This is a genomic window from Sorangium sp. So ce1504 (genome assembly GCF_051521635.1).
GTDB classification, from domain to species: Bacteria; Myxococcota_A; Polyangia; order Polyangiales; family Polyangiaceae; genus Sorangium; species Sorangium cellulosum_B.
In genome coordinates this window covers 2,142,638-2,162,705 of record NZ_CP150365.1, presented here as the reverse complement: position 1 = coordinate 2,162,705, position 20,068 = coordinate 2,142,638, and the positions used below count along the sequence as shown (strand labels likewise).

The window sequence follows — 20,068 nt, the reverse complement described above, 5'->3', positions numbered from 1 at the left end:
AAGCAGCTCGTCGGCGATGGCCGGTGCCACCGGCAGCCCGATCAGCCGACCGAGCGCCTCGTGAACGATCCGGGCCGCCACTTCATCCCCGAGGGCGACGGCGCGGCTCAGGGTGCTGGCAAGCGAGGCGACCACGACCGCCCGAGGCGACGGATCGGTCACGGCGAGCTCCCAAGGCCCGGGGCTTGACCATTGGGCCCGGGTTGGGCCCATGCCCCATGAGGGGGTGCGATCCGTCGTCACGCCCTCCCCAAATCCCCGGGGATGCGACGGATCGCGACGGTTCGCCCCCACGGAATCGTCCCGCCAGGATTTCTGGGACGACGAGGCGGATGCGGAAGAAATTTCAATAATTTCAATCTGTTCTGTCTGATTCACGGCCGGGTCGCTCGCTGGCGTGGGCTCGTCGCTTTTCGTGATTGGCTCGTTAGCGAGGCATCGGAACAATAGCGCCAGGCCCGTCAGCCTGCCCCGCCCATCGTGAGCACCATGCGCCAGCGTGTCTACGAACCGCGACTGTGGCGGGCTCCGACGGACAGGGGAGCACCATCGTTTCACGATAGCTGCGCACCGCATGAGCGTTAGAGCATTGTGGCCATCTCGGGCGGCCAGAGATCGCTCGGGCTCAGGGTGCAGGTGACGCGGGGGTAGACGAAGTCGGTTTCCTCGTTCTCCCTGCGGCGGAGCTGGAGGAATTGGTGGCGCTCCTCGTCGTTGGCCAGGGTCAGCGGTGTGCCGTCCGCAAGCTCGGGACGCCCGTCACGAACACATACCCAGGTCTTCGAGGTGCGAAACGTGCCCCCGAGCCAGGGGTTGTCGGGAGCGTCAGTCGCGGGGTCCAGCACGATCCGGTGACGGAACCTTCGATTGGTGTCGGCGGAGAATACGACGACGCGGCCGTGGAGGAGTGGGATTACGAAGGAGGGCCCCCCGGGCTCCTTCGACTCCACCATCAGCCGCCGCGACGGCCCGGCCTGGGGGTGTTCGTAACAGGAGAAAAGGGCGATCTCGCCGGCATCGTCCAGGTCGAGCGCCTGGTCCGAGTGGGCGCGCATGGTGGCGTAGGCGCGGGTGTAGACCTCCAGCAGCGCGTTGTTGAAGGGTAGCGCGAGCGAGGCACACGCGCGGATCTGCCGTGCGAGCGTGGTGTGGATCGGCCGAAAACACTGAGCCGGGAGCTTGTAAGCGGTCGTGGTGCGGATGATGGGGACCCCGCGCGGGCCGTCGCTCACCACGAGCACCGCGCCGCGCCGGCCTTTCCCGAGCTCCTCGAGCCGAGCCGACGCGGACAGCGCCGCGAAGAGGTCGCCCTCGGCGGGCACGGTGTAGGTGCGAAACATGTCCGACGCCTCGTAGATCGGCGCCCGGTAGTCCCCTGCGTTCATGCTGAAGCGAAAGCCGTCTCCGTAGTCGATGGGGGCCGACGTCTTGTTCTCTTCGGCGTACAACCGGCGAAGCGCCGTCATCCCCTCGGGCGTGGGGGCCTCCAGCTCCACCCGCGTCCCGTCCTGGAGCAGGAATGTGCGCCCACCCTCGTGGACCGCCTCGGTCTTCGAGCAGCGCACCACGTAGCCCAGCCGGGTCGGGAGCCGCGCGGCGTCCAACTCGGACGGCACTATCTCGTGAGTGTAGCGTCGGTTGGTCGACAGCGGCATGAAGAACACCGAGTTGGGATACAGCGTGATCGTGAACTGGTCCGGAAATGTGTGTCCCTCCTCGGTCTCGATCTCCTTGTATCGGAAGCGGAGCCGGGTCAATCCGGTGATCGCCCGGTGACCACGATCGAAGCGGTCGCCGGTGATGGGCGCGAGCCGATCGAGGAGTTCGTAGAAGGTGCAGAAGGCCATGACGCCGTCGCCCGGCATGTCCTTGGTCTTGTCGGCGTGGGACGAGATCCGGGCCTTCGCCTGCTTCCTCTCGGCGTCGGCCGGAGTGTTGTGATAGATCTGCGCCAACACGTGGTTGAGCGGCGCCGCCCCCGAGAAGACCAGCGCCGCCTCCTGGTTCAGCGCGTCGACGATATGTCGGTCGGTGGACCGGAAGTTGTCGGTTGGGCCCGACAGGTTGGTGGAGCAGCGCAGCAGGCGGAAAAACAGGGCATCTTGCTGCTTTCGGACCGATGTCAGATAGATCCCGGTGCGGTGTGCCGTCCCCGGTTTGGTGGACTCGGTCAGCGACTGGAATGTGTGCTCGCCGCGGATCCGCTCGACGTAGTTGACCTCCGGGTCGAAGAAGGACCGGTAGTACACGCCGAGCCCGTGTACGTCGATCGGCATCCGGCCCAGGCCCACCACCGGCCAGGCGAGGTCACCCGCCGGGTAGTTGTAAGAGCCCTCCCGGATCACCAGGACCCGCGATGCGGCCGAGAGGTCGAGGGCGGTGGCCTTCGACACGTCACCGCACAGGTAGACGGCCTTCCCCCCGAGGTCGGGCATCCCCGCCGAGGGGGCGGTGACCACCGTGCCGGCGAAGCCGTCCATCAGGCGGTCGTCGCCCCGCGGCGAGAGCACGATCAGGACCTGGCGGGTGTCGACGATGCGGGCTTCGGGGGTCATGGCGGCAGGATATCACCGGGAGAAGCCGGGCTCTCTCGCGCGCAGCGACTCGCGCCCCATGGGGTCGGGGTCGACCGGCGCGGTCGCCGACACGACACCCGGCATCCGGGCTGCGTTCGCCGCTGGCACGTCGCTTGCCCCTCCGTGTCGCGCCGACCGTTCGCAGTCCCCGTCCCCCCAGATGGTCTGGGCTTTCCTAAGAAGCTCCTGCCGCAGCCTGCCCCTCGACGAGCGTCAGGCCCAGCGCATCCGCCCGTCGGCGGAGATTGGCGATCGATCGTTGCCGGTAGCGCTCTTCGTAGTAGTTCGCGCCCGGATCGACGTAGGCCGAGCCGTGCCGCAGGGTGTTGTAGAAAAGTACGGCGATCTTGCGGGCCGTGGCCGTTATAGCCTTCGCCTTGCCGATACGCGCGGCGAGTCGCCGGAAGAACGCTCCGAGCCCTGTGCTCGTTCGACTCACCGAGACCGCTGCAAGGCGCAGCAGGGCCGCTGCACGATTCGCCGAGGGGCGTGTGCGGGAGCTGAGTACCTTGCCGCCCGAAATCTTGGTGCCCGGTGCGAGCGTCAACCACGAGGTGAAGTGTTTTACGGTAGGCCAGCGCGTCATGTCGGTACCGCACTCCGCCACGATCCGCAGCGCCGAGGACGGGCCGAGGCCGTTGATCTGCGTCAGGTCGACGCCGAGCATCGCATGCAGCAGGGCATGGACGTCGAAACGCGGTTCATTCCTCTGGGCCTTGCGTGAGCGTGGAGGAGGTGGTGGCGGGGCAGTCTCCTTCTGTGGCAACGCGCGGACGGTTCGCTCGATCTCGGCATCGCAGTCCTGCAATTTGGCTTGGTAGGTGTCGTAGAGCTCGATGGCCTGCCGAAGAGCGAAGACGTGCTCCGGCCGGTAATTGCCCGTCAGCGCCTCGCAGATCGTCTCGACCGATGCTTTGCAGCGCACGTCACGGTGAGCCGCCAGCACTTCGGGATCGCGCTCAGCACCAATGATCGCCCGCAAGATCTTCATGCCGGTGAGCAAGACCGACCTGATGGAGCCCTTCCCGAGGCTCAAGGCCTACTACGAGCGCTGTCAGGCCCGCCCGGCGTGGCAGCGCACCCTTGGCCTCTACGCCGAGCGACTCGGCGTGAACGTCGACGACATCCGCGAGAGCGTAAGTTCTCGTCACGACAGGGCAGCGCAGGCAGCGCGAGGAGTTAAGAACAACGCGCACCAGCCGCCGCAATTCCTGGACAGGGCGGCCACCAGTCGGTCTAACGTAGCAGTGTGCCGCGGGCGCGCAGCGCCCGTCAGCACCAGCGCCAAGTTCGGCGGCTCTTCCCATCAGATAGCGCGCAAGATCCCATTGGGGGATCATCCAGCCACTCTCGGCAGGGAGAGCGGCGCTCCTCTTCGATTCTTCCGCGTCAGTCGCCTGCGCATCGGTCAGGCCGCTATCGAGCACCGGCCGGTGCGGGGCGCGCCCGCCGGTGACGGTCGTAAAGCGCGTCGCGCCAGGCCACGAGATCAGCGTAGCGTTCCGCAAGCGCTGCGTGCCGCCATGGCGCGCGCGCCGCCGGGCTCAGAGCGATGTACCGGGTATCGACCGGCGCGACGAACTGCAACGTCACGGCCATCGCCATGTCGGCGTACGTCAGGCCCTCGCCGAGCAGGTAGGCGCGGTCACCGGCGAGGGCTTCCCGCAGCCCGTCGAGCTCGCGCGCGAGCGTCGCGTCCGCGACGGCGAGGGCGGCGGCGTCGATCCCGTACTTCCGCCGGAGAAACACGATCGCCAGGTCCGCTGCCGGAACCGACGCGCGTCGCACGGGTGCGGGAAGAAACGGCGGCTGCATCTCGACCTTGGCGGCGCGGTCGTGCGTGAGCCGCTCGAGGTAGAGCGCGCGGCCAGCCGCGAGCGCCGTCTCGCTACGGGCGTTCCACGCGGTGATCGCCGCGTCGTGGTCGGGCGGAAAGAGCGTCGGTCCGCGGCCGATCTGGTCCGCATGCAGCGCGATGGCGAACGAATCGGTCAGCACGCCGTGCGGCGTGACCAGCGCCGGGGTGCTGACCCTGCCGGTCGGTCGTCGCGTGCGCAGTCGCAGCAGCAGCTCACCGAGCAGCGGCACGTGCTCGCGGTAGCTGTACGCGAGGCCATGGTGGTCCAGCGCCCAGCGAGCTTTCTCGGACCAGGGAGCGAAGTGTTCGGCAATCAGCGTTCGCATGGTCCCTCAGGGAACAGAAAAAGCCCGCGCCCGTCCAGCAACGTCACGGGCCCGTGTCGTCGGGAGCGAGCTTCGCGACGTCTCGCCCGTCGGAGAGGGCGAATCGGCTGAAGAAGCTCCGCCAGTGACCCCCTCCGACGACGTCACGTTCCCGTCGAGGACGGGCGTTACGAAGAGGTAAGCGTACATGGAGGCTCGATCCTCTGGAGGGCGGCTCATAGAGTCCACGTCTCCCATGTCCACCGAGGCCGCCGCGGTTCAGCACGTGGGTGTAGATCATCGTCGTGCTCACGTCGCGGTGGCCGAGGAGCTCCTGGATGGTGCGGATGTCGTAGCCGGCTTCCAGCAGGTGCGTGGCGAAGGAGTGACGCAGGGGGTGGCAGCTCGTGCGCCTCGATAGACCGGCGGCGAGGGCGGCCTCTCGCACCGCGCGCTGGAGCACCGTCTCGTGCAGATGATGCCCGCCTGAGCTGACCTGTCTCCCTGTCGCGATAGGGCCGCGTCGCGGGGAAGACCCATTGCCAGGGCCATTCCCGGCCGGCGTTCGGAACCTTGCGGTCCAGGGCGTCGGGGAGGGGCACCCAGCCGGCGCCGGCCGCGACATCGGCGGCGTGCTGGGCGCGCACGGCGGTGAGGTGATCGGAGCGCGAGGACGTGGGTATAGAGGAAGAGGATGGCGGCGAGGGCTTGGTTCTGGGTCGAGGCGCTGACGTGCTGGTCGGTCGCCAGGTGCGTGAGGAACGCCTCAACGTGGGCCAGGCCGAGGTCGCGTGGGTGGCGGCGGTCATGGAAGAGAATGAAGCGCCGGATCCAGGCGCAGTACGCCTCTTCGGTGCGAGGGCTGTAACGGCGGGTCCGGATCGCCTCGCGGACGCGTTCGAGGAGGCGCGGGGGGCGCGCCGTCGGCGCTTCAGGGGTCCGGGGCATGGCGGCGCTCTCGGCAGGCGCCGTGCCAGGCGCGAAGGCCCAGTTTGTTGGGGATCGGCGGCGGCCTCCGGTTTTGCGGGCGCCAATTCCGCCATGGCGGCCGTCAGGGGTTCGGGCGAACCCACCCCGCCCAGGCTGCGTGAGCGCGAACTCATGCGAGCAAGCAAACATGTTCCGTTGTAATGCTCTGGATCAACCAGCCCGACCGGTGAATGCTTACCGGCACGCAACCACCACGCGCGGGCGATCTCAGTAGAGCCCGCGGGCGCCGGCGAGCGGCAAAGCTCCGGCAACGAGTCGACCCGAGCGGCGGGCTCGACGTTCGGCCCAAGCCTGCTCACCCCTCCGGTGCCACCGGCAGCCCGAGCAGCCGACCGATCGCTTCGTGAACGACCCGGGCAGCCACCTCATCCCCGAGGGCGACAGCGTGGCTCAGGGTGCTGGCGAGCGAGGCGACCACGGCCGCCCGAAGCGACGGCTCGGTCACGGCGAGCTCCCCAGGCCCGAGGCTTGACCTTGGGCCCGGGTTGGGCCCACGCCTTCCGAGGGGCTGCGATCCGTCGTCACGCCCTCCCCAAATCCCCGGGGATGCGACGGATCGCGACGGTTCGCCCCCGCGGAATTGTCCCGCCAGAAAAAACGACCGATGACGAGCGGCCGCCGGAAACAGTAGCAATTTTTATGGTTTCCGCCTATTTCGACGCTGAGGGCGGCTCCGGTGTGGCCGAGCGGGGCGCCCTCCGCCGCAGGGCGATGGCGCAGCGCCGGGCAGCTCATCCGGAGGCGGGGACAAGGGGCGTCACATCCGCCCGCACGGACGGCAAAAGCTGCCCGAGCATCTGCCTGCCGAGCGCATTGAGCTGTCGCCGCCGGAGCCTTTCACCTTTCACGCTCGACGTCGAGACCCACCCATCCGCTACGTTTGCATCTCCGCCGGCGGCGTGCCCGGCGGTTTCACTGCTCGACGCCCTCAAGCGTGTGGCAGCCATTGCACGAGAAGTCGCCGGTGTTGGTCATCGGGTCGTACGCGGCGATCTGCAGCACATCGGCCATCCGAGGCATGACCGTCTCGAACATCCATGTGCCCCACCGCTCGATCTCCGGATCCTTCACGTACTCGGCGAACGCCTCCTCGGTGGCGGGGAGCGGGGGGAGGTCGGGGCTCGGCATCGCGAAGGTCCCGTCGGCCGCGCCGCTGCCGTGACAGGTCACGCACGTCATTCCCTCGAACTTCGCGTCGAACGCGACGAAGGTCTCCTTCATCTCCGGCAGGACGACATCCTCCATGAACGCGAAGCGCTGATCGAAGCTCATGTCCTCCCACGCGACGGGCGCGTCGTCCTCCTCACCCCCACATGCAGCGACGATCAGGCACATCGCGATCAAGACGCGCTTCATGACCATATTCCTTCTCCCTTCGTGACAGCTCGTGCAGCTTCTCATCCGGCGGCTCGAACCGCTCTTCCCGGTCGCGGCGGCGACGAAGAGCGCATGCCCCGAGCGCCGCCGCCGTCCCCGGCGACAGCCGGCGTCATGATCGCGACCGGCTGTACCCCATAGACCCCGCTGCCCGAGGAAACTCATCGCTGAAAAAAACGCGGGGGAGAAAAATCGAACGCCCATCGGCCCAGACCGCTATTATGTATCTTGGAACACAAATCGGGGTACATCCAAGCCGACGCCCACGCACTCTACGACGCCCTGTTCCGCGGCACGTCCCCAAGGGGCGCTCGTGCCGACGAGGGACGTGGACCGCCGCCGACCGAGGTCGGATGCTGGTCGTATTGCCGCACCAACAGCTCGCTCGGCGCCCAGGGAGGCATCGACCCGTTCCGGGTCACGTCGCGGATCCGGTTCGCCAAGGACACGACCGTCGCCGACTCCTCGAGCGGAAGGGCGCGATGCCGCCCGCGACATGGCAACCCACGCACGTCTGCCGGACGATGGGGTAGACCTCCCGGTAACACGTCGGCGCGCCGGTTTCTCCCGGGGTCTCTGTCGGTCGTGGTCGGGCCGGGTTGGACATTGATGACCGGAGATGCCGCGCGGGGCTGAAAGTGACGCCTGGCCACCCCTTCCGCGGGACCGCGCGCTGAATCGACAGACACGTGGCCAATGACGCCGGCGCTTCGTCGCCCGGCCTACTGCGCCCTCGAGAAGGACACGCTCCACGTCGGCGCCACCTCGGCGATGATCTCCCTGAACCGCGGCGGGATGTCCGAGAGCTCCGTCATCTGGTGGATCGTGAGCACCTCGGCGCTGCCGAGCCCGACGGGGCAGCGCAGCGCCCAGGCGATCGCCTCTTCCTTCGAGCCCACCTCGATCAGGTAGAAGCCGCCGACGAGCTCCTTCGACTCCGCGAAGGGCCCGTCGAGCAGGACGCGCTTCCCCCCCGAAATCCCGACGCGCGCGCGCGCCCCGGCGGGATTGAGGCCCTCGGACGCGACCAGCACGCCGGCCTTCTGCATGTCTTCGTTGTATTTCATGTACGCGGCGAACAGCGCCTCGTCCGGGGGCGCATCCGCCGCTGCCTGTGCGTCGTGCTTCGCGTCGTCGGTCGCCGGTGCCGCGGTGATCATGAATCGCATCGTCGAGTTTCCTTCCGGTTCGAAGAGGAGCGCCCCGGCGGCGTCGACTGCCCGGCCCCTGTCTCCACCGTCACGACGAACGGGCGACCACGCGATCGACACGCGGGGCGATCTTTTTTTGAATTACACCTAAGGCTTCGTAATCACGATGTTTTCTTCTGGCGGGCGGAGCTGGACGGTGGGCCCGGACGGGGAGCTCGCCGTCCCGGGGCCGGCAGGGCGGCCCCGGCTGCTCTCCGGGGTCGCCACGGGCCGGGGAGCGGGGCCGGCCAGGCCCGCGATTTTATCTGGAGGCGACCGATGATTCCTGACGCCCGCGGGGGGGTCTATGTTCAGCCACACGCTCTTCCCGATCTACGTCGCCGCGTTCCTCTGGGGGGGGCTCGGGCTGCGCGACCGCCGGGTGCGCGCGCTGCTTTCGGCGACGCCGCCTTCCGACCGATGAAAGCGCAAAAACAGCTGGCAGCTCGCCGAGGCGGCCGGCGACCCGACGCCGTACGCGCTGCAGCACCTGCTCGGTCGTGCGCGCTGGGATGCAGACGCCGTGCTCGATGACCCGCGCGCCTACGTCGTCAGAGCATCTCGGCCATCGCACGGGCGTGCTGGCGCTCGACGAGACGGGCTTTTGAAGAGGGGCACGCGGTCGGCCGGCGTACAGCGGCAGTAGCTCTGCCTGCTTATCCTATCCTGAAATTATAAACTCAACGTCTGCTCGTCCGCTACGTCCTCCCGCCACTTTCGTTCGGTCAACGTGGGCGAGGTGCGCTGCGGTGTTTGGTCCCAGCTTGCTCACCCCTCCGGCGCCACCGGCAACCCGAGCAGCCGACCGATCGCCTCGTGAAGGACCCGCGTCGCCACCTCATCTTCGAGGGCGACGGCGCGGCTCAGGGTGCTGGCGAGCGAGGCGACCACCGCAGCCCGACGCGACGGATCGGTCACGGCGAGCTCCCCAGGCCCGGGACTTGGCCCTTGGGCCCGCGTTGGGCCCATGCCTCCCGAGGCGGTGCGATCCGTCGTCACGCCCTCCCTGAATCCCCGGGAAAGCGACGGATCGCGACGGTTCGCCCCCGCGGAATCGTCCCGCCAGGTCTCCGGACCGTCGTCTTGGCGCGGGCTCTCGACGGCCGCGACCGGGTACGCCGGGCGCTGCTCCGAGGCGAGGCGCGCGCGCTCGGGCTCCACTGCGGCGACGGTGTCCGGACGACCCCGTACGAGAGCGCCGAGGCTACAGCCCGAACACGTAGACATCTCTGTTGCTCGTGGGCCAGCAGGCGATCTCGCCGCTCGCGAGGGCGGCGCAGGCTTCCTTGTAGCCGGCAGTGACGTGAACGGCCTCCGGGATGTCGATCGCCTCCAGTGTCATCCTCGCGGAGAACCGCCAGCAGACGACCCTGCCGCCCTGCCGGAGCGCGCAGTACCGGGAGTACCCGGCGCTCACCTGGATCGCATCGTCGAGCCCGGGCACCTCGACCGGCTCGGCGTGCGAGGAGGAGCCATCGCTGCCCCAGCAGACGACCTTGCCCGTCGCGAGGCGGGCGCAGTCGTTGGACCAGCCGGCCGCGATCTCGACGGCGCCCTCGACGCCCTCGACGCGCACGGCCGTGTCCGTCGTCTCACCGGTGGTGAGCCGTCCCCAGCACACCACCTCTCCGGTGCCCCGCAGCGCGCAAGTGTGCATGTAGCTCGCCCCAACCTGCACCGCGTCGTCGACACCGGTGACCGTGACCGGGACCGGCGCCTCCATCTGCCCGGCGCCCTCGACGCCGAGCAACGGCGAGAAGGGGTCGCCCCAGCAGATGACGTTGCCCGAGCCGAGGACGCCGCAGGCATACTCGAAACCCACGGAGACCTGGACGACCCCCTCGAGCTCCGGAAGCACGGCGGGCACCTCGCTGATCTCCTCTTCGGGAATGCTGCGCAGCAAGAGCGGCCCGTTGATGTCCGAACCCTGGCAGGAGACGCGCCCGTCAGCGTGGAGGAAGCACATGTGCATGGGATGGTTGGACGCAGCGACGACGTCGCCGAGGCCCGGACGCTCAACCGGGCCGGCCAGGCGCTCCTGCCGGAGGACTCCGCGCCACCAGCAGAAGACCTTTCCGGAGGTGGTGATGGCGCAGTTCGGAGCGCCCTCCGCGATGCGCACGGCGCACTCTGCGGCAGCGCAGGAGGGAGCTGGCGCCGGGCCGGTCGATGTGCTGGTCGAGCCGGTCGAGGGAGCATTCTCGCCACCGGCACCGGCGCCGCCGGTCCCCGCGCCGGCAGCACCGCCGCCGCTCCCCGCGCCGGCAGCACCGCCGCCGCTCCCCGCGCCGGCAGCACCGCCGCCGCTGCCACCCGAGGTGCCGTACGGGGCGATCTCGACGTAGCCGCAGGCGGCAAGGGCGGCGGGGAGAGCAACGGCATAGAGGAGAGGAGCGACGATGGAGCGCGGCATGAGGTCCTCCGTTCGGCGGGCGCTTTCGCCGTACGGAGGAACTATGGGAGCGGGCGGCGGGGGCGCTCCTTAAACAGATCTTAAAGCGATGCCGGTCAGCCAGCTTGGGCGACGCGGTGGTGGCGCAGGACGGCGCGCTGACGAGCAAGACCCGGCAGGGACGCCTCCTGCGCAGGTAGACGGCGCGGCGGTGCCCTTCGCTCACCAGGCGCGTTGAGCGAACGCCCGCGCAGTTGCGCAGCCCCGCGCGCAACTGCGCGCCACGCCCCGGGTCAGGGGCACGTCGCCGAGTCGTCGTTGTTGATCACGGACGCTCGTGGAACGCCGGTCCGCTCACGGAGCTCTTCCGCTTCACAGGTGGGGAGCTTCGGGTTCGTCGTGATCTCGAGACCGTAGTGGATCCGCTCGAGCGAAGAGAGTCCATCGAGGCTGCTGAGCTCCCGGTTGCTCGAGATGGTGAGATTTTGCTCGATCGCCCGGAGCGCAGAAAGTCCATCGATGGACGTGAGGACGTCGTTGCTCCCGATGGTGAGATCTTGGTAGACAGTCTCGAGCGCCGAGAGCCCCTCGAGGCTCTCGAGCTTCGCGTTGCCGACGAGGAGGAGGTTGGCGAGCTGACTCACGCCTTCGAGGCCCTGCAAGTTCCTGAGAGCCGGGTTGGACTTGAGCGCCACCGCGCCCGTGCCGGCCAGGTTGCGCAGCCCGGCGAGGCTCGCCAGGACGGGGTTGTTCTCGATCTGGATGCCGTGGCGCACCGTCGTCAGACTCTCGAGTCCGCCCAGGTCAGCGAGGCGGAGGTTCGAATGGATGTTCAATGAGCCATCCACCGCCTTCAGGCCTTGAAGCCCCGTCATGCTCGCGAGCGTATCGTTGTTCACGATCGTCAACCCCGCCGCGATGGACTCGAGCCGCTCGAGCCCCTCGAGCGTGGGCAGGTTACGCGTGTACCGGATGGTGATAGTGCCCGTGACGCGCCGCAGACAGCCAAGGCGGTGCAGCCGGTTCACCCCTTCGCTGAGCGTCAGGTCCCCCTGGACCTCCGAGATGAGCGGCAACTCGTCGACGTCGACCTGGTACTTCAAATCGAGCGAGCTCGAGATGGGCCGCGCCGTGGCGCAGTCCAGCTCCGCGGGCGCCCCCACGCTCCCGCCGGTTCCCTCCGGAGCCCCGCCGCTCGTGCTGCCCGCGTCCATGCCGCCCGAGCTCGCTGACGCGCCGCCGTCGCTCGACCCAGCCGATCCGAACATGCCACCCGTACCGGAGCCGTTGCCCGTGGCTCCGCCCGCGCCACTTCCTCCAACACCTCCTCCTGACGCCGTGTTCCCGGCCTCCCCGGAGCCGTCGACCTCGGAGGAGCTTCCCCCTTCCCTGTCGCCCGCGACGCCTGGATCATCAAGAAGCACCCTACCGCAAGCCAATGGGCCTCCTGCTGCGACGAGCCCTGCCGCCGTAATCGGCGCCCAGCACCAAACCCACCTGCTACGCACCGGCATGACCGAACCTCCGCCACCCAGTATACGCTCAGGCGATGCCCCGGGGTGAGGGGTGGCGCCCGGCGAAGCCGCGCGGCTCGAGTCCACACCGTCACGCGCGCCGAAGGTTGCGCCGCCATTGACGGAAATGTGCCATGAGCGCGAAGCGCCGGAGCACCGGGCCCCCGCGGCGCATTCATGGCTCGGGCGCGCGACAAGCCCGTCATGAATCGACGGCATCGTTCCCCGGTGCCTGGCAGTGCAGGTGAAGCGCTTTCACATGCGCGGCGCATGCTCACTCGCCGATCGTTCCCCGATACGCGGCACCTCGGCGACGGCACGCCGCGTGCTCGCGACGAGGTGATGCGCTGGGCAGCGTTCCTCAACGCCGACATGCACAGGGCCTTCAAGCCGATCTTCACGCCGCATCGGTTCCTCGCTGCCCTCGAGCTTCTCCGCTTCAGCGAACGCCTGCGCGCCGACCCGGCCGCGCAGAAGGCGCGCGCGATCGACGCGTCTCCCTGACCGATCACGAGGATCCCATGCTCCAGAATCTCCGTCTCGCCTCTCGCACTTCGCGGTTCGTGAAGAGCGCCGCCACCGTGGCGACCGTCGCGGTGGGCCTGCTCGCCGACCCCGCTGTCGCCGCGCCCGAGCCGGTCGTCACGCAGCTCCTGACGAAGGAGCTCGCGAACATCCCCGGAAAGGAGGTGATGATGCTCCTCGTCGACTACCCCCCCGGCGGCGCCGATCCAGTGCACCGTCACGACGCCCACGGCTTCATCTATGTCCTCGAGGGCTCGATCGTGATGGGCGTGAAAGGCGGCAAGGAGGTGACGCTCACCCCTGGCCAGACCTTCTACGAGGGGCCCAACGACATCCACACCGTCGGCCGGAACGCGAGCACCAAGAAGCCCGCGAAGTTCCTGGTCGTGCTCGTGAAGAACCGGGGCGTGGCCCCGTTGCTGCCCGTCCAATGATGCATCTCGTGAACGCACGACGACGGGCGGGCAGGTGCTCGCAGGAAGAGGGGACGACGCTGCCTGCGCGGATTTTGCGAATTGCCGCGCAGATCGCTGACGACGAACGTGCCGCCGTCCAGAATGCTCACTTGCGGTTCCATGGGCCCCCTCCGATGACGGTGGCTCAGCGCGTCGCTTCCGGAGCCTGTTGATCTCCCGAAGAGAAGACGCTCTGAAACATCTGGGCGGCGCCCAGGTCTCCTCGCACGCCGACGCGGCCCTGCATGATCGCCGTGATCAAGTTCTGTTCACCGCGAAAGATCCGCAGAAAATCGTCGAGCGAGCACGAGAGCTGGCAGTCCTCGATCGCGCCTTCGGACGCGATTCCGAAGGACCCGTCGGCGATCTCAACGACGACGCGCTCGTCGTCGCTGAGCTGCACGGCGCACACCTTCCGTGTTCCTCGCAGGCGAGCGTCGTAGCGTCCTGCCGCGAGATCCTGGATGAGCTTTCTTGCTGGCGACATGACCAAAGAGTGTGTCCCGTTTGCCAACCTGGCCTTCGCGCTCGCCGCGCTCGCCGCGCTCCCCGCGCTCCCCACTCCGAGCAAGGGTGTGCCCATCTGCACGGCGCGGAGGTCGCCTCTTCACGGTCGCGCGTGGAGCACGCGAGCGCCGCCCAGCGCGATCAGGATCATCGACATACCGCCGGTCAGGAGGCTGATTCCGACGAGCAAGCCGAGCACCCTCACGGCCGTGGTGACGCCGCCCGTGATGATCAGCATCCCGAGCCCCAGCGCCAGGATGCCGTCGAACACGAGCCATCCCGAGCCCCGCAGCCCGCGGTGCTGATAGGCGCGGATGAGCTTGAGCGCGCCCTCGGAGACGAAGTACGCCGCGGCGATCACCATCAGCGCGAGCTTGCCGGTCATCGGGGCGACCACAAGGAGGAGCCCGAACGCCACCTGCACCAGGGCGCTCACGAGCTCCCAGCTGGCGCCGGCCCAGCCGCGGCTCTGGATGGCGTGACAGCCCTCGGCCACGCCGGCGAGCACGATCAACCAGCCGAGGGCGATGGCGGTGACCCGGGAGGCGACGAAGGGCATGACGAACGCGAGCACCCCGAGCACCATCGAGGCCACGCCGATCGCGAGGAACCAACCGCGGTTCTCCCGCACGGTGTGAAAGTCGACCTGCGCAAAGCGAAGCGACCTCGGGGACTCTCCGAGCGGAGCAACCATGGGCGACCTCTCTGGTTCGTGGAGCACGCGTGTCCCGTCGGTCACCCGCCGCGCGAGGACGAGGTGGCCGGGACCGCGTCGGCCTCGAGCATCGTCCATGCCAGTGCGCCGGCGGGAACATTGTGCCTGGCGCTCGTGGGAGGCTTCACGGCCGAGGGCGGCCAGCAGCGCACCGCCTGATCAGCGGACGGCGGCCTTCGCGGCCCTGGTGCTCGGGCTGGTCGCCTGCCGGACCTCGCGCCGCTGGAGATTCGAGCCCTGCTTCGCGCGATTGGCGCTCTTGCGCGTCGACTTGCGCGACGGGCGGTCCTGCGCCGAGTCTTCGAGCGACGCGGTGGCCTTCCGTGTCCTCCGCATCGTGTTACGCCGCGCCGTCGAGCCGCCGCCCGCCTTCCGGTCGGTCGCGCTCTGCCCCGGAGCGGCCGTGTCGACGGGAACGTCACGCCGCGACTTCTCGGGCCGCTCCAGCGCGCGCTCGAGGTTCTCCTTGCTGCGCCCCACGCGCCGCCCGATGAAGCTGCCCTCGGGCGATGGATGACCGGGCCGCGCCGGGGCCGCCGCGCTGCGCTTCGCCGCTCGCGCCGTGGGCTTCGGGCCGCGCGCCGGCGCGCGTGATGCGGCGCGCGGCGCGCGCTCGAGGGCGCTCTGCACGGCCCGTACGATCCCCGGGACGGCTCTGTCGATCGTCTCGCGCGGCTCTTGACCTCGCATCTGGTAGACGATGCTCGGGTGCCCGCTCAGGACGACCTTCACGTCGCACGCGACGTCGACGCCGCCGCGTGGCCCGTTCACGTCCGTGAAGCGCACCGTGAGCCGCTCGATGTCGGGCGCGAACCGCCCGAGCTTCGCCCCGAGGGTCTGGCGCACGTGCGCCCTCGTCGCCTCGTCGACGCCCACGCCGAAGGTCCGCACCGCCAACGGGGTCCGCTCCGTCGGTGTGCGCCCGGCGCGCGCCCGGACCGGTCGTGGCACGGTGGAAGGGAACTGCGGACGTCGCCCGGTGGATGGTCGCCCCATGCGCGCAACATCGAGACCGGCCCCCCGTCGTCAAGCGTCGCGGCCACCGGCGACATCGTGTTCCTGTTCCACCCGCCGCACCTCGGTCGGCTGCCAATCCCCGCCCGCCCGGTCACCCACGCATCCACCGTCGGCGTCGGAGCCGCTTGCCGGCTGCTCGTCAATGCGAGTGACAACCCGTGCAAAACAGGGCCGTCTTCACCGGCGGGTCGTTGTTCGGATCCTCGTCAGGTTCCGGACCGTTGGACCAGCTGCGCGATGGCGCGCGCGCTTGCCTCGTTCGCGGGTGAGAACACGAACATCGAGAGGCCGTCGCTGCCTTCGACGTGGAACACCGACGACTCGAGCACGATCTCGCCGACATCGGGACGGACGAGCCGCTTCTGGAACCCGCCGTGCGACCGGATCTCACCTTCGTCCCACAAGCGGCGAAAGTCGGGGCTCGTCTCCATCAATTCGTCGATCAGCGCCGTCGCCTCGTCAGATTGGCCGGCACGCGCGATGTCGACGCGAAACGACGCGAGACAGGTGCGGCGAACGTCTTCGACGTCGTGCACCTTGTCTTCTGAACCCGGCTGGAAGACCCGGCGCAGCAAGTTGCGGTCGCGCTCCGGTACCACCGCATAATCGCCGAGCACCGCGACCGCCGCGCGATTCCAGGCGACGATCTGGAACGTCGGCGTCTTCACGAACGCAGGGACGGAGAGGTTGTCGAGCACGCGCTGGAGCGACGGCGTGACCGCCACGGGCGGCGCGGGCTTGCGCGGCGGCGGGCGGTCGTGCGCCAGCAGGAACAACATCTCGCGGTTCGTATCGTCGAGCTCGAGGGCGCGGGCGAGGCGTTCGAGCACGTCGTCCGATGGCACGCCGCCGCGACCTTGTTCGAGCCACGTGTACCAGGTGATGCTCACGCCGGCCCGGGCGGCGACCTCCTCGCGGCGCAATCCGGGAGTGCGTCGGCGCGCGGTGGTCGCGGGATGGACGCGCCCGCGGCGGTCGCGCAGGAACGTGGGGAGGGTGGTAGCCGCCATACCAGTATAGGCGCCCGTCTTTTCGGACGAGCTCTCCGAACGTACGGTCCTCGCATGACCAAGTCAATGCGAGTGTTCGTCACCGGCGCGACTGGCTGGATCGGTACGGCGGTGCTGAAGGAGCTGCGCCGGGCCGGCCACAGCGTCCTCGGCATGGCGCACAGCGATGCGGGCGCCGACAAGTTGAATGCGCAGGGCGTGGAGGTTTATCGCGGCGACATCAGGGATCCGAGATGCCTCGTCGAGGGCGTCCGCACGACCGATGCGACGATCCACCTGGCGTTCCACATGGACTTCTCGGACTTCCATGGGATCAACCAGATCGATCGCGATGCCATCAGCGCGATGCTCGACGCAATGGCGGGCACGAACAAGGCGTTCGTCGGCACGAACGGCACGCTGGTGGTTTCGAGGCCCGGCAAGGTCGCGTTCGAGACGGACGAGTCGCCGGCGAGCTCGCCGCTCTCGGTCCGGCTGCAGGCCGAACGTCTCGTGGTCGATGCTGCGAAGCGCGGCGTGCGTGGCAGTGTCATCCGGCTGGCTCCGACGGTCCACGGCGCTGGTGACAAGGGCTTCATCGCAATGCTGATCAATTTCGCGCGCGAGAAGAAGACCGCTGGTTACGTCGACGATGGCGACCATCACTGGCCCGCGGTGCATCGCGACGATGCGGCGCGGTTGTACCGGCTTGCCGTCGAGAGCGCACCGCCGGGATCCGTGTTGCACGGCACCGCCGAGGAAGGCATCACGATGCGCGCGATCGCGGAGACGATCAGCAAAGGCACCGGTGTGCCGACGAAGAGCGTGCCGGCCGCTGAGGCAGGCGCTCACTTCGGATGGATGTCGATGGTCGTCAGGCTCGATAACCGGACCTCGAGCGAGGCGACGCGTGAGCTGCTCGGCTGGAAGCCGGAGCAATCGGGCCTGCTCGACGACATGCGCGCTCACTACTTCTGATCTACCATGCAGCCATCAACGGCCTGTTCGTACCTGCCGTTCTTCATCATCGGCCGCTATGAGCAGAGGCGTCCCGCGTCGTGGAGCAGCGACGCATCGAGCGGCCAAGGGCCCTGAAGCGCAGGGCGCCGCCGCCCTGAGCTACCTCCCGCGTCCAGCAGGCGGGTCGGACGAGAAGCCGCGGTCAGTTGGCGGGCGGGATGAAGAGGCCCGGGCAGGGTTCGTCGCCGAAGACCCTGTCGCCGAGCCGGTACATCGTGATCTTCGGGTTCGGCGCCCAGTTCCAGCTGCCCCCGGCGTGGGAGTAATCGTTCGACTGGTTGAACGCCTGCCAGCTCGACGCGTGGAACGCGATGTTGAACCGGTCGGTGGAGGACGAGGGATCGACCGAGAGGAACGGGAGGCGCACGTCGAGGTAATGCGTCGCGCCCGCGCAGCCGCCGCCGGGCACCTCGTGGAAGCTCATCTCGAGCTCGCTCGAGCAACCCCAGCACGTCGCCTCGAGCGAGCCGGGCGGCTCCTGGCTGAAGTAGTACCGCACGGTCGAGCCCGCGAGGTACACGCTCTCGCTTCCCGTGTTGCGCACCTGGATTCCGGGCGTCACCCAGCTCGGCTGCGGCGCGTGGGAGTCGTACAGCACCTCCAGCTGGCAGTCCGCCGGACACGACGTGGTGCTCTCGCCGCTGCTGCACACGCCGTCGCCGCAGGAGCAGTCGCTCGCGCACGAGGCCGGGCTCTCGAGCGGGCCGCAGGCGCCGTCACCGCAGGAGCACAGGTCCGAGACCGTGCGCTCGCACATGGCCTGGATGGCCCGGAAGGCATAGGTCACGTCCTCGCCGCGGCACGCGTCGTCGGCGCAGGTGAACGGACGCACGCAGTCGCCGTCCTGCACGAAGTCGCGCTCGCCGCGCACCAGGATGCCCACGAGCTCCTTCGTGTTCAGGTCGAACACCCCGGACCCGGAGTTGCCCACGAACGTGTCCAGGTTGCCGACGAAGAAGTCGAGGCTCGGCGCGTTGCTCCGGATCGCGGCCCCGTCGGCCAGCTTGAGCGGCAACCCGCGGGGGAAGCCGTGCACGACGAGCGGCGTGCCGATGGCCAGGGGATCGCTCGACACACGCACCGCGGCGGGCGTCCGCCCCACGACCGGCCGATCGAGCCGCACGACCGTGTAGTCCGCTCCCCGCCGGTCCTGGTAATAGCTGACGAAATCCACGCAGCTGTAGACGTCATCGCTGGTGATCTGGCCGAGCTGGCCGGAGGGCGTCATCGCATAATCGAAGACGAAGCGGCTGCTATTGCAGTTGTTGATGCAGTGCGCGGCCGTGAGCACCAGGTCGTCGTCGATCAGCGTTCCGCTGCAGTCGGCGAGCGCCGGCTGGGACGCGAAGCGCTCGTCGGGGCACACGCCGTCGCGCCCCGCCCACGTGGGCCCGGCGATCTGGATGTCGTTCGGGTCCGAGTCGTCGACGGCCGACGCGGGGATGAGCGCCACGGTGAAGTCGAGCGCCCGCGCGGCCCAGGCGGGATCCGCGTACGTGAAGGGCTCCTCGCGGTCATCCTGGCCATAGATGACCTCGGAGCGGGCCTCGCCGGCGGCCTCCTCCCCGGCGGGCGCGGGCGCCGCGCACCCCGCGGCGGCCCCCACGGACAACAAGCCAGCAGCAATGATGAAGTGGTTCGCTCTCATGACAAGCTCCCAGGTGTTCGAGGCAGAGCGAGGATCACCGGGCGGGCCCGATGACGACGTGTCGATGCCTGGCCGGCGTCGAGCAAGGATCTGACGCCCGACAAGCAAGGACCGCTGAGTGGCACGCTCTTCCCGTTCTCAGCGAGGGGGATCTACTTCCTCGTGAGGCGCGCACCAATTCATATGCGCCATGGACCTCATGCACACGCTGCATCGAGCCGGCGCGGCCCGGGGCGCGAGCGCCCGCGGGGGCGCGCCCCTGACGACGGATTGACCATTGTCCAATGGATTGGCGCCGCCTCCAGCAGGCGGACATCCCGGATTTACCCTCGTCGCATCGGGAGAACGTCCTCCTGGGGAGCACCACCATGAAGGTAGCCATCTTGACCGGCAGCGTGAGGAGCGGGAGACAGTCGCACAAGATCGCCCATCACCTGGAGCGGAAGCTCCGGGAGCGGGGCGCCGAGGCCGATCGGATCGATCTGGCGGAGACGCCGTTGCCCATCCTGGAGGACCGGTCGGGTCGCCCCCCGCAGCTCCAGGCGACGGTTCAGGGGCTGAGCGCGCGCCTCCGCGGGGCGGACGCGCTCGTGTTCGTGACGCCGGAATACCACGGGAGCTTCTCGGGCGTGCTCAAGAACGCCCTCGACCATTTCTGGGAGGAGTTCAGCAAGAAGCCGATCGGCGTGGTCGCGGTCTCCGCGGGGAAGCTCGGGGGCATCAACGCCTCGACGCAGCTCCAGCACGTGATCCTGAGCCTGGGAGCATTCCCCCTGCCCCTCAAGCTGCTCGTCCCGGAGGTCCAGAGCGTCTTTGACGAGTCGCTCCAGCTCAGGAGCGAGCAGGTCGCGAAGGCGGCCGACAGGTTCCTCGACGAGTACCTCTGGTTCGCTCAGGCCATCGTCCAGGCGAAGCAGGCCGGCGAGATCTCCCGGCCCCTGGTCGCATGAGGCCCCGCGCCTAAGATCGTCCTCGCCGGCAGCAGCTGCG

17 protein-coding genes and 4 pseudogenes are annotated in these 20,068 nt (G+C 68.8%); 5 read left to right on the top strand and 16 right to left on the bottom strand.

All coding sequences use genetic code 11. The features are described from left to right. Window positions 1-581 precede the first annotated feature (581 nt). From WMF39_RS08335 to WMF39_RS08305, 7 genes and pseudogenes are all read right to left on the bottom strand, one after another. On the bottom strand, window positions 582-2,480 hold the full coding sequence (locus WMF39_RS08335) for a hypothetical protein (RefSeq protein WP_437745013.1): 1,899 nt from the start codon (window positions 2,478-2,480) through the stop codon (window positions 582-584). Between the two features lie 271 nt (window positions 2,481-2,751). After that, window positions 2,752-3,573 (bottom strand): annotated as a pseudogene (locus WMF39_RS08330) (transposase); the annotation flags it as partial. A 419-nt stretch (window positions 3,574-3,992) separates the two neighbouring features. Then, window positions 3,993-4,760, bottom strand: coding sequence for a glutathione S-transferase family protein (locus WMF39_RS08325; protein ID WP_437745012.1), 768 nt, complete (start codon window positions 4,758-4,760; stop codon window positions 3,993-3,995). A 241-nt stretch (window positions 4,761-5,001) separates the two neighbouring features. Beyond that, window positions 5,002-5,687, bottom strand: a pseudogene (locus WMF39_RS08320) (phage integrase N-terminal SAM-like domain-containing protein); the annotation flags it as partial. Window positions 5,688-6,024: 337 nt separating this feature from the next. Beyond that, the gene (locus WMF39_RS08315) at window positions 6,025-6,174 is read right to left on the bottom strand and encodes a hypothetical protein (RefSeq protein ID WP_437745011.1); all 150 of its coding nucleotides are present in this window, start codon (window positions 6,172-6,174) and stop codon (window positions 6,025-6,027) included. 467 nt (window positions 6,175-6,641) lie between these two features. Next, window positions 6,642-7,085: a hypothetical protein gene (locus WMF39_RS08310; RefSeq protein WP_437586157.1), complete on the bottom strand. Its 444-nt coding sequence runs from the start codon at window positions 7,083-7,085 to the stop codon at window positions 6,642-6,644. 743 nt (window positions 7,086-7,828) lie between these two features. Then, complete coding sequence (locus tag WMF39_RS08305) at window positions 7,829-8,275, bottom strand: YciI family protein (protein WP_437745010.1); 447 nt, start codon at window positions 8,273-8,275, stop codon at window positions 7,829-7,831. A gap of 445 nt (window positions 8,276-8,720) precedes the next feature. Here WMF39_RS08305 and WMF39_RS08300 point away from each other — a divergent pair. Further along, window positions 8,721-8,939, top strand: a pseudogene (locus WMF39_RS08300) (transposase); the annotation flags it as partial. Window positions 8,940-9,064: 125 nt separating this feature from the next. Here WMF39_RS08300 and WMF39_RS08295 read toward each other — a convergent pair. From WMF39_RS08295 to WMF39_RS08285, 3 genes are all read right to left on the bottom strand, one after another. Further along, on the bottom strand, window positions 9,065-9,214 hold the full coding sequence (locus WMF39_RS08295; RefSeq protein WP_437745009.1) for a hypothetical protein: 150 nt from the start codon (window positions 9,212-9,214) through the stop codon (window positions 9,065-9,067). A gap of 286 nt (window positions 9,215-9,500) precedes the next feature. Continuing rightward, the gene (locus WMF39_RS08290) at window positions 9,501-10,709 is read right to left on the bottom strand and encodes an RCC1 domain-containing protein (RefSeq protein WP_437745008.1); all 1,209 of its coding nucleotides are present in this window, start codon (window positions 10,707-10,709) and stop codon (window positions 9,501-9,503) included. Window positions 10,710-10,981: 272 nt separating this feature from the next. After that, window positions 10,982-11,956, bottom strand: coding sequence for a hypothetical protein (locus WMF39_RS08285; RefSeq protein WP_437745007.1), 975 nt, complete (start codon window positions 11,954-11,956; stop codon window positions 10,982-10,984). A gap of 423 nt (window positions 11,957-12,379) precedes the next feature. On the opposite strand from WMF39_RS08285, the gene WMF39_RS08280 reads away from it, so the two are divergent. Beyond that, on the top strand, window positions 12,380-12,706 hold the full coding sequence (locus WMF39_RS08280) for a hypothetical protein (protein WP_437745006.1): 327 nt from the start codon (window positions 12,380-12,382) through the stop codon (window positions 12,704-12,706). Window positions 12,707-12,723: 17 nt separating this feature from the next. After that, window positions 12,724-13,161: a cupin domain-containing protein gene (locus WMF39_RS08275; RefSeq protein WP_437745005.1), complete on the top strand. Its 438-nt coding sequence runs from the start codon at window positions 12,724-12,726 to the stop codon at window positions 13,159-13,161. A 166-nt stretch (window positions 13,162-13,327) separates the two neighbouring features. Here the strand turns inward: WMF39_RS08275 and WMF39_RS08270 are convergent, their stop codons facing one another. The 5 genes and pseudogenes from WMF39_RS08270 to WMF39_RS08250 form a co-directional block, all read right to left on the bottom strand. Then, window positions 13,328-13,669, bottom strand: a complete 342-nt coding sequence (locus tag WMF39_RS08270; RefSeq protein ID WP_437745004.1) for an SCP2 sterol-binding domain-containing protein — start codon at window positions 13,667-13,669, stop codon at window positions 13,328-13,330. 120 nt (window positions 13,670-13,789) lie between these two features. Further along, window positions 13,790-14,383: an HdeD family acid-resistance protein gene (locus tag WMF39_RS08265; RefSeq protein WP_437745003.1), complete on the bottom strand. Its 594-nt coding sequence runs from the start codon at window positions 14,381-14,383 to the stop codon at window positions 13,790-13,792. A gap of 180 nt (window positions 14,384-14,563) precedes the next feature. Then, a complete protein-coding gene (locus tag WMF39_RS08260; protein ID WP_437745002.1) occupies window positions 14,564-15,301 on the bottom strand; it encodes a hypothetical protein in 738 nt (245 codons plus the stop codon). A gap of 326 nt (window positions 15,302-15,627) precedes the next feature. Beyond that, window positions 15,628-16,197 carry an MmyB family transcriptional regulator gene (locus tag WMF39_RS08255; protein WP_437747956.1) on the bottom strand — a complete coding sequence of 190 codons (570 nt, stop codon included), beginning with the start codon at window positions 16,195-16,197 and terminating at the stop codon, window positions 15,628-15,630. Window positions 16,198-16,212: 15 nt separating this feature from the next. After that, window positions 16,213-16,431 (bottom strand): annotated as a pseudogene (locus WMF39_RS08250) (helix-turn-helix domain-containing protein); the annotation flags it as partial. A gap of 54 nt (window positions 16,432-16,485) precedes the next feature. Here WMF39_RS08250 and WMF39_RS08245 point away from each other — a divergent pair. Further along, window positions 16,486-17,388 carry an SDR family oxidoreductase gene (locus WMF39_RS08245; RefSeq protein ID WP_437745001.1) on the top strand — a complete coding sequence of 301 codons (903 nt, stop codon included), beginning with the start codon at window positions 16,486-16,488 and terminating at the stop codon, window positions 17,386-17,388. A gap of 184 nt (window positions 17,389-17,572) precedes the next feature. On the opposite strand, the gene WMF39_RS08240 is transcribed toward WMF39_RS08245, so the two are convergent. Continuing rightward, the gene (locus WMF39_RS08240; RefSeq protein WP_437745000.1) at window positions 17,573-19,078 is read right to left on the bottom strand and encodes a trypsin-like peptidase domain-containing protein; all 1,506 of its coding nucleotides are present in this window, start codon (window positions 19,076-19,078) and stop codon (window positions 17,573-17,575) included. Window positions 19,079-19,446: 368 nt separating this feature from the next. Between WMF39_RS08240 and WMF39_RS08235 the strand changes: the two genes are divergently transcribed. Then, complete coding sequence (locus WMF39_RS08235; protein ID WP_437744999.1) at window positions 19,447-20,028, top strand: NADPH-dependent FMN reductase; 582 nt, start codon at window positions 19,447-19,449, stop codon at window positions 20,026-20,028. Window positions 20,029-20,068 lie beyond the last annotated feature (40 nt).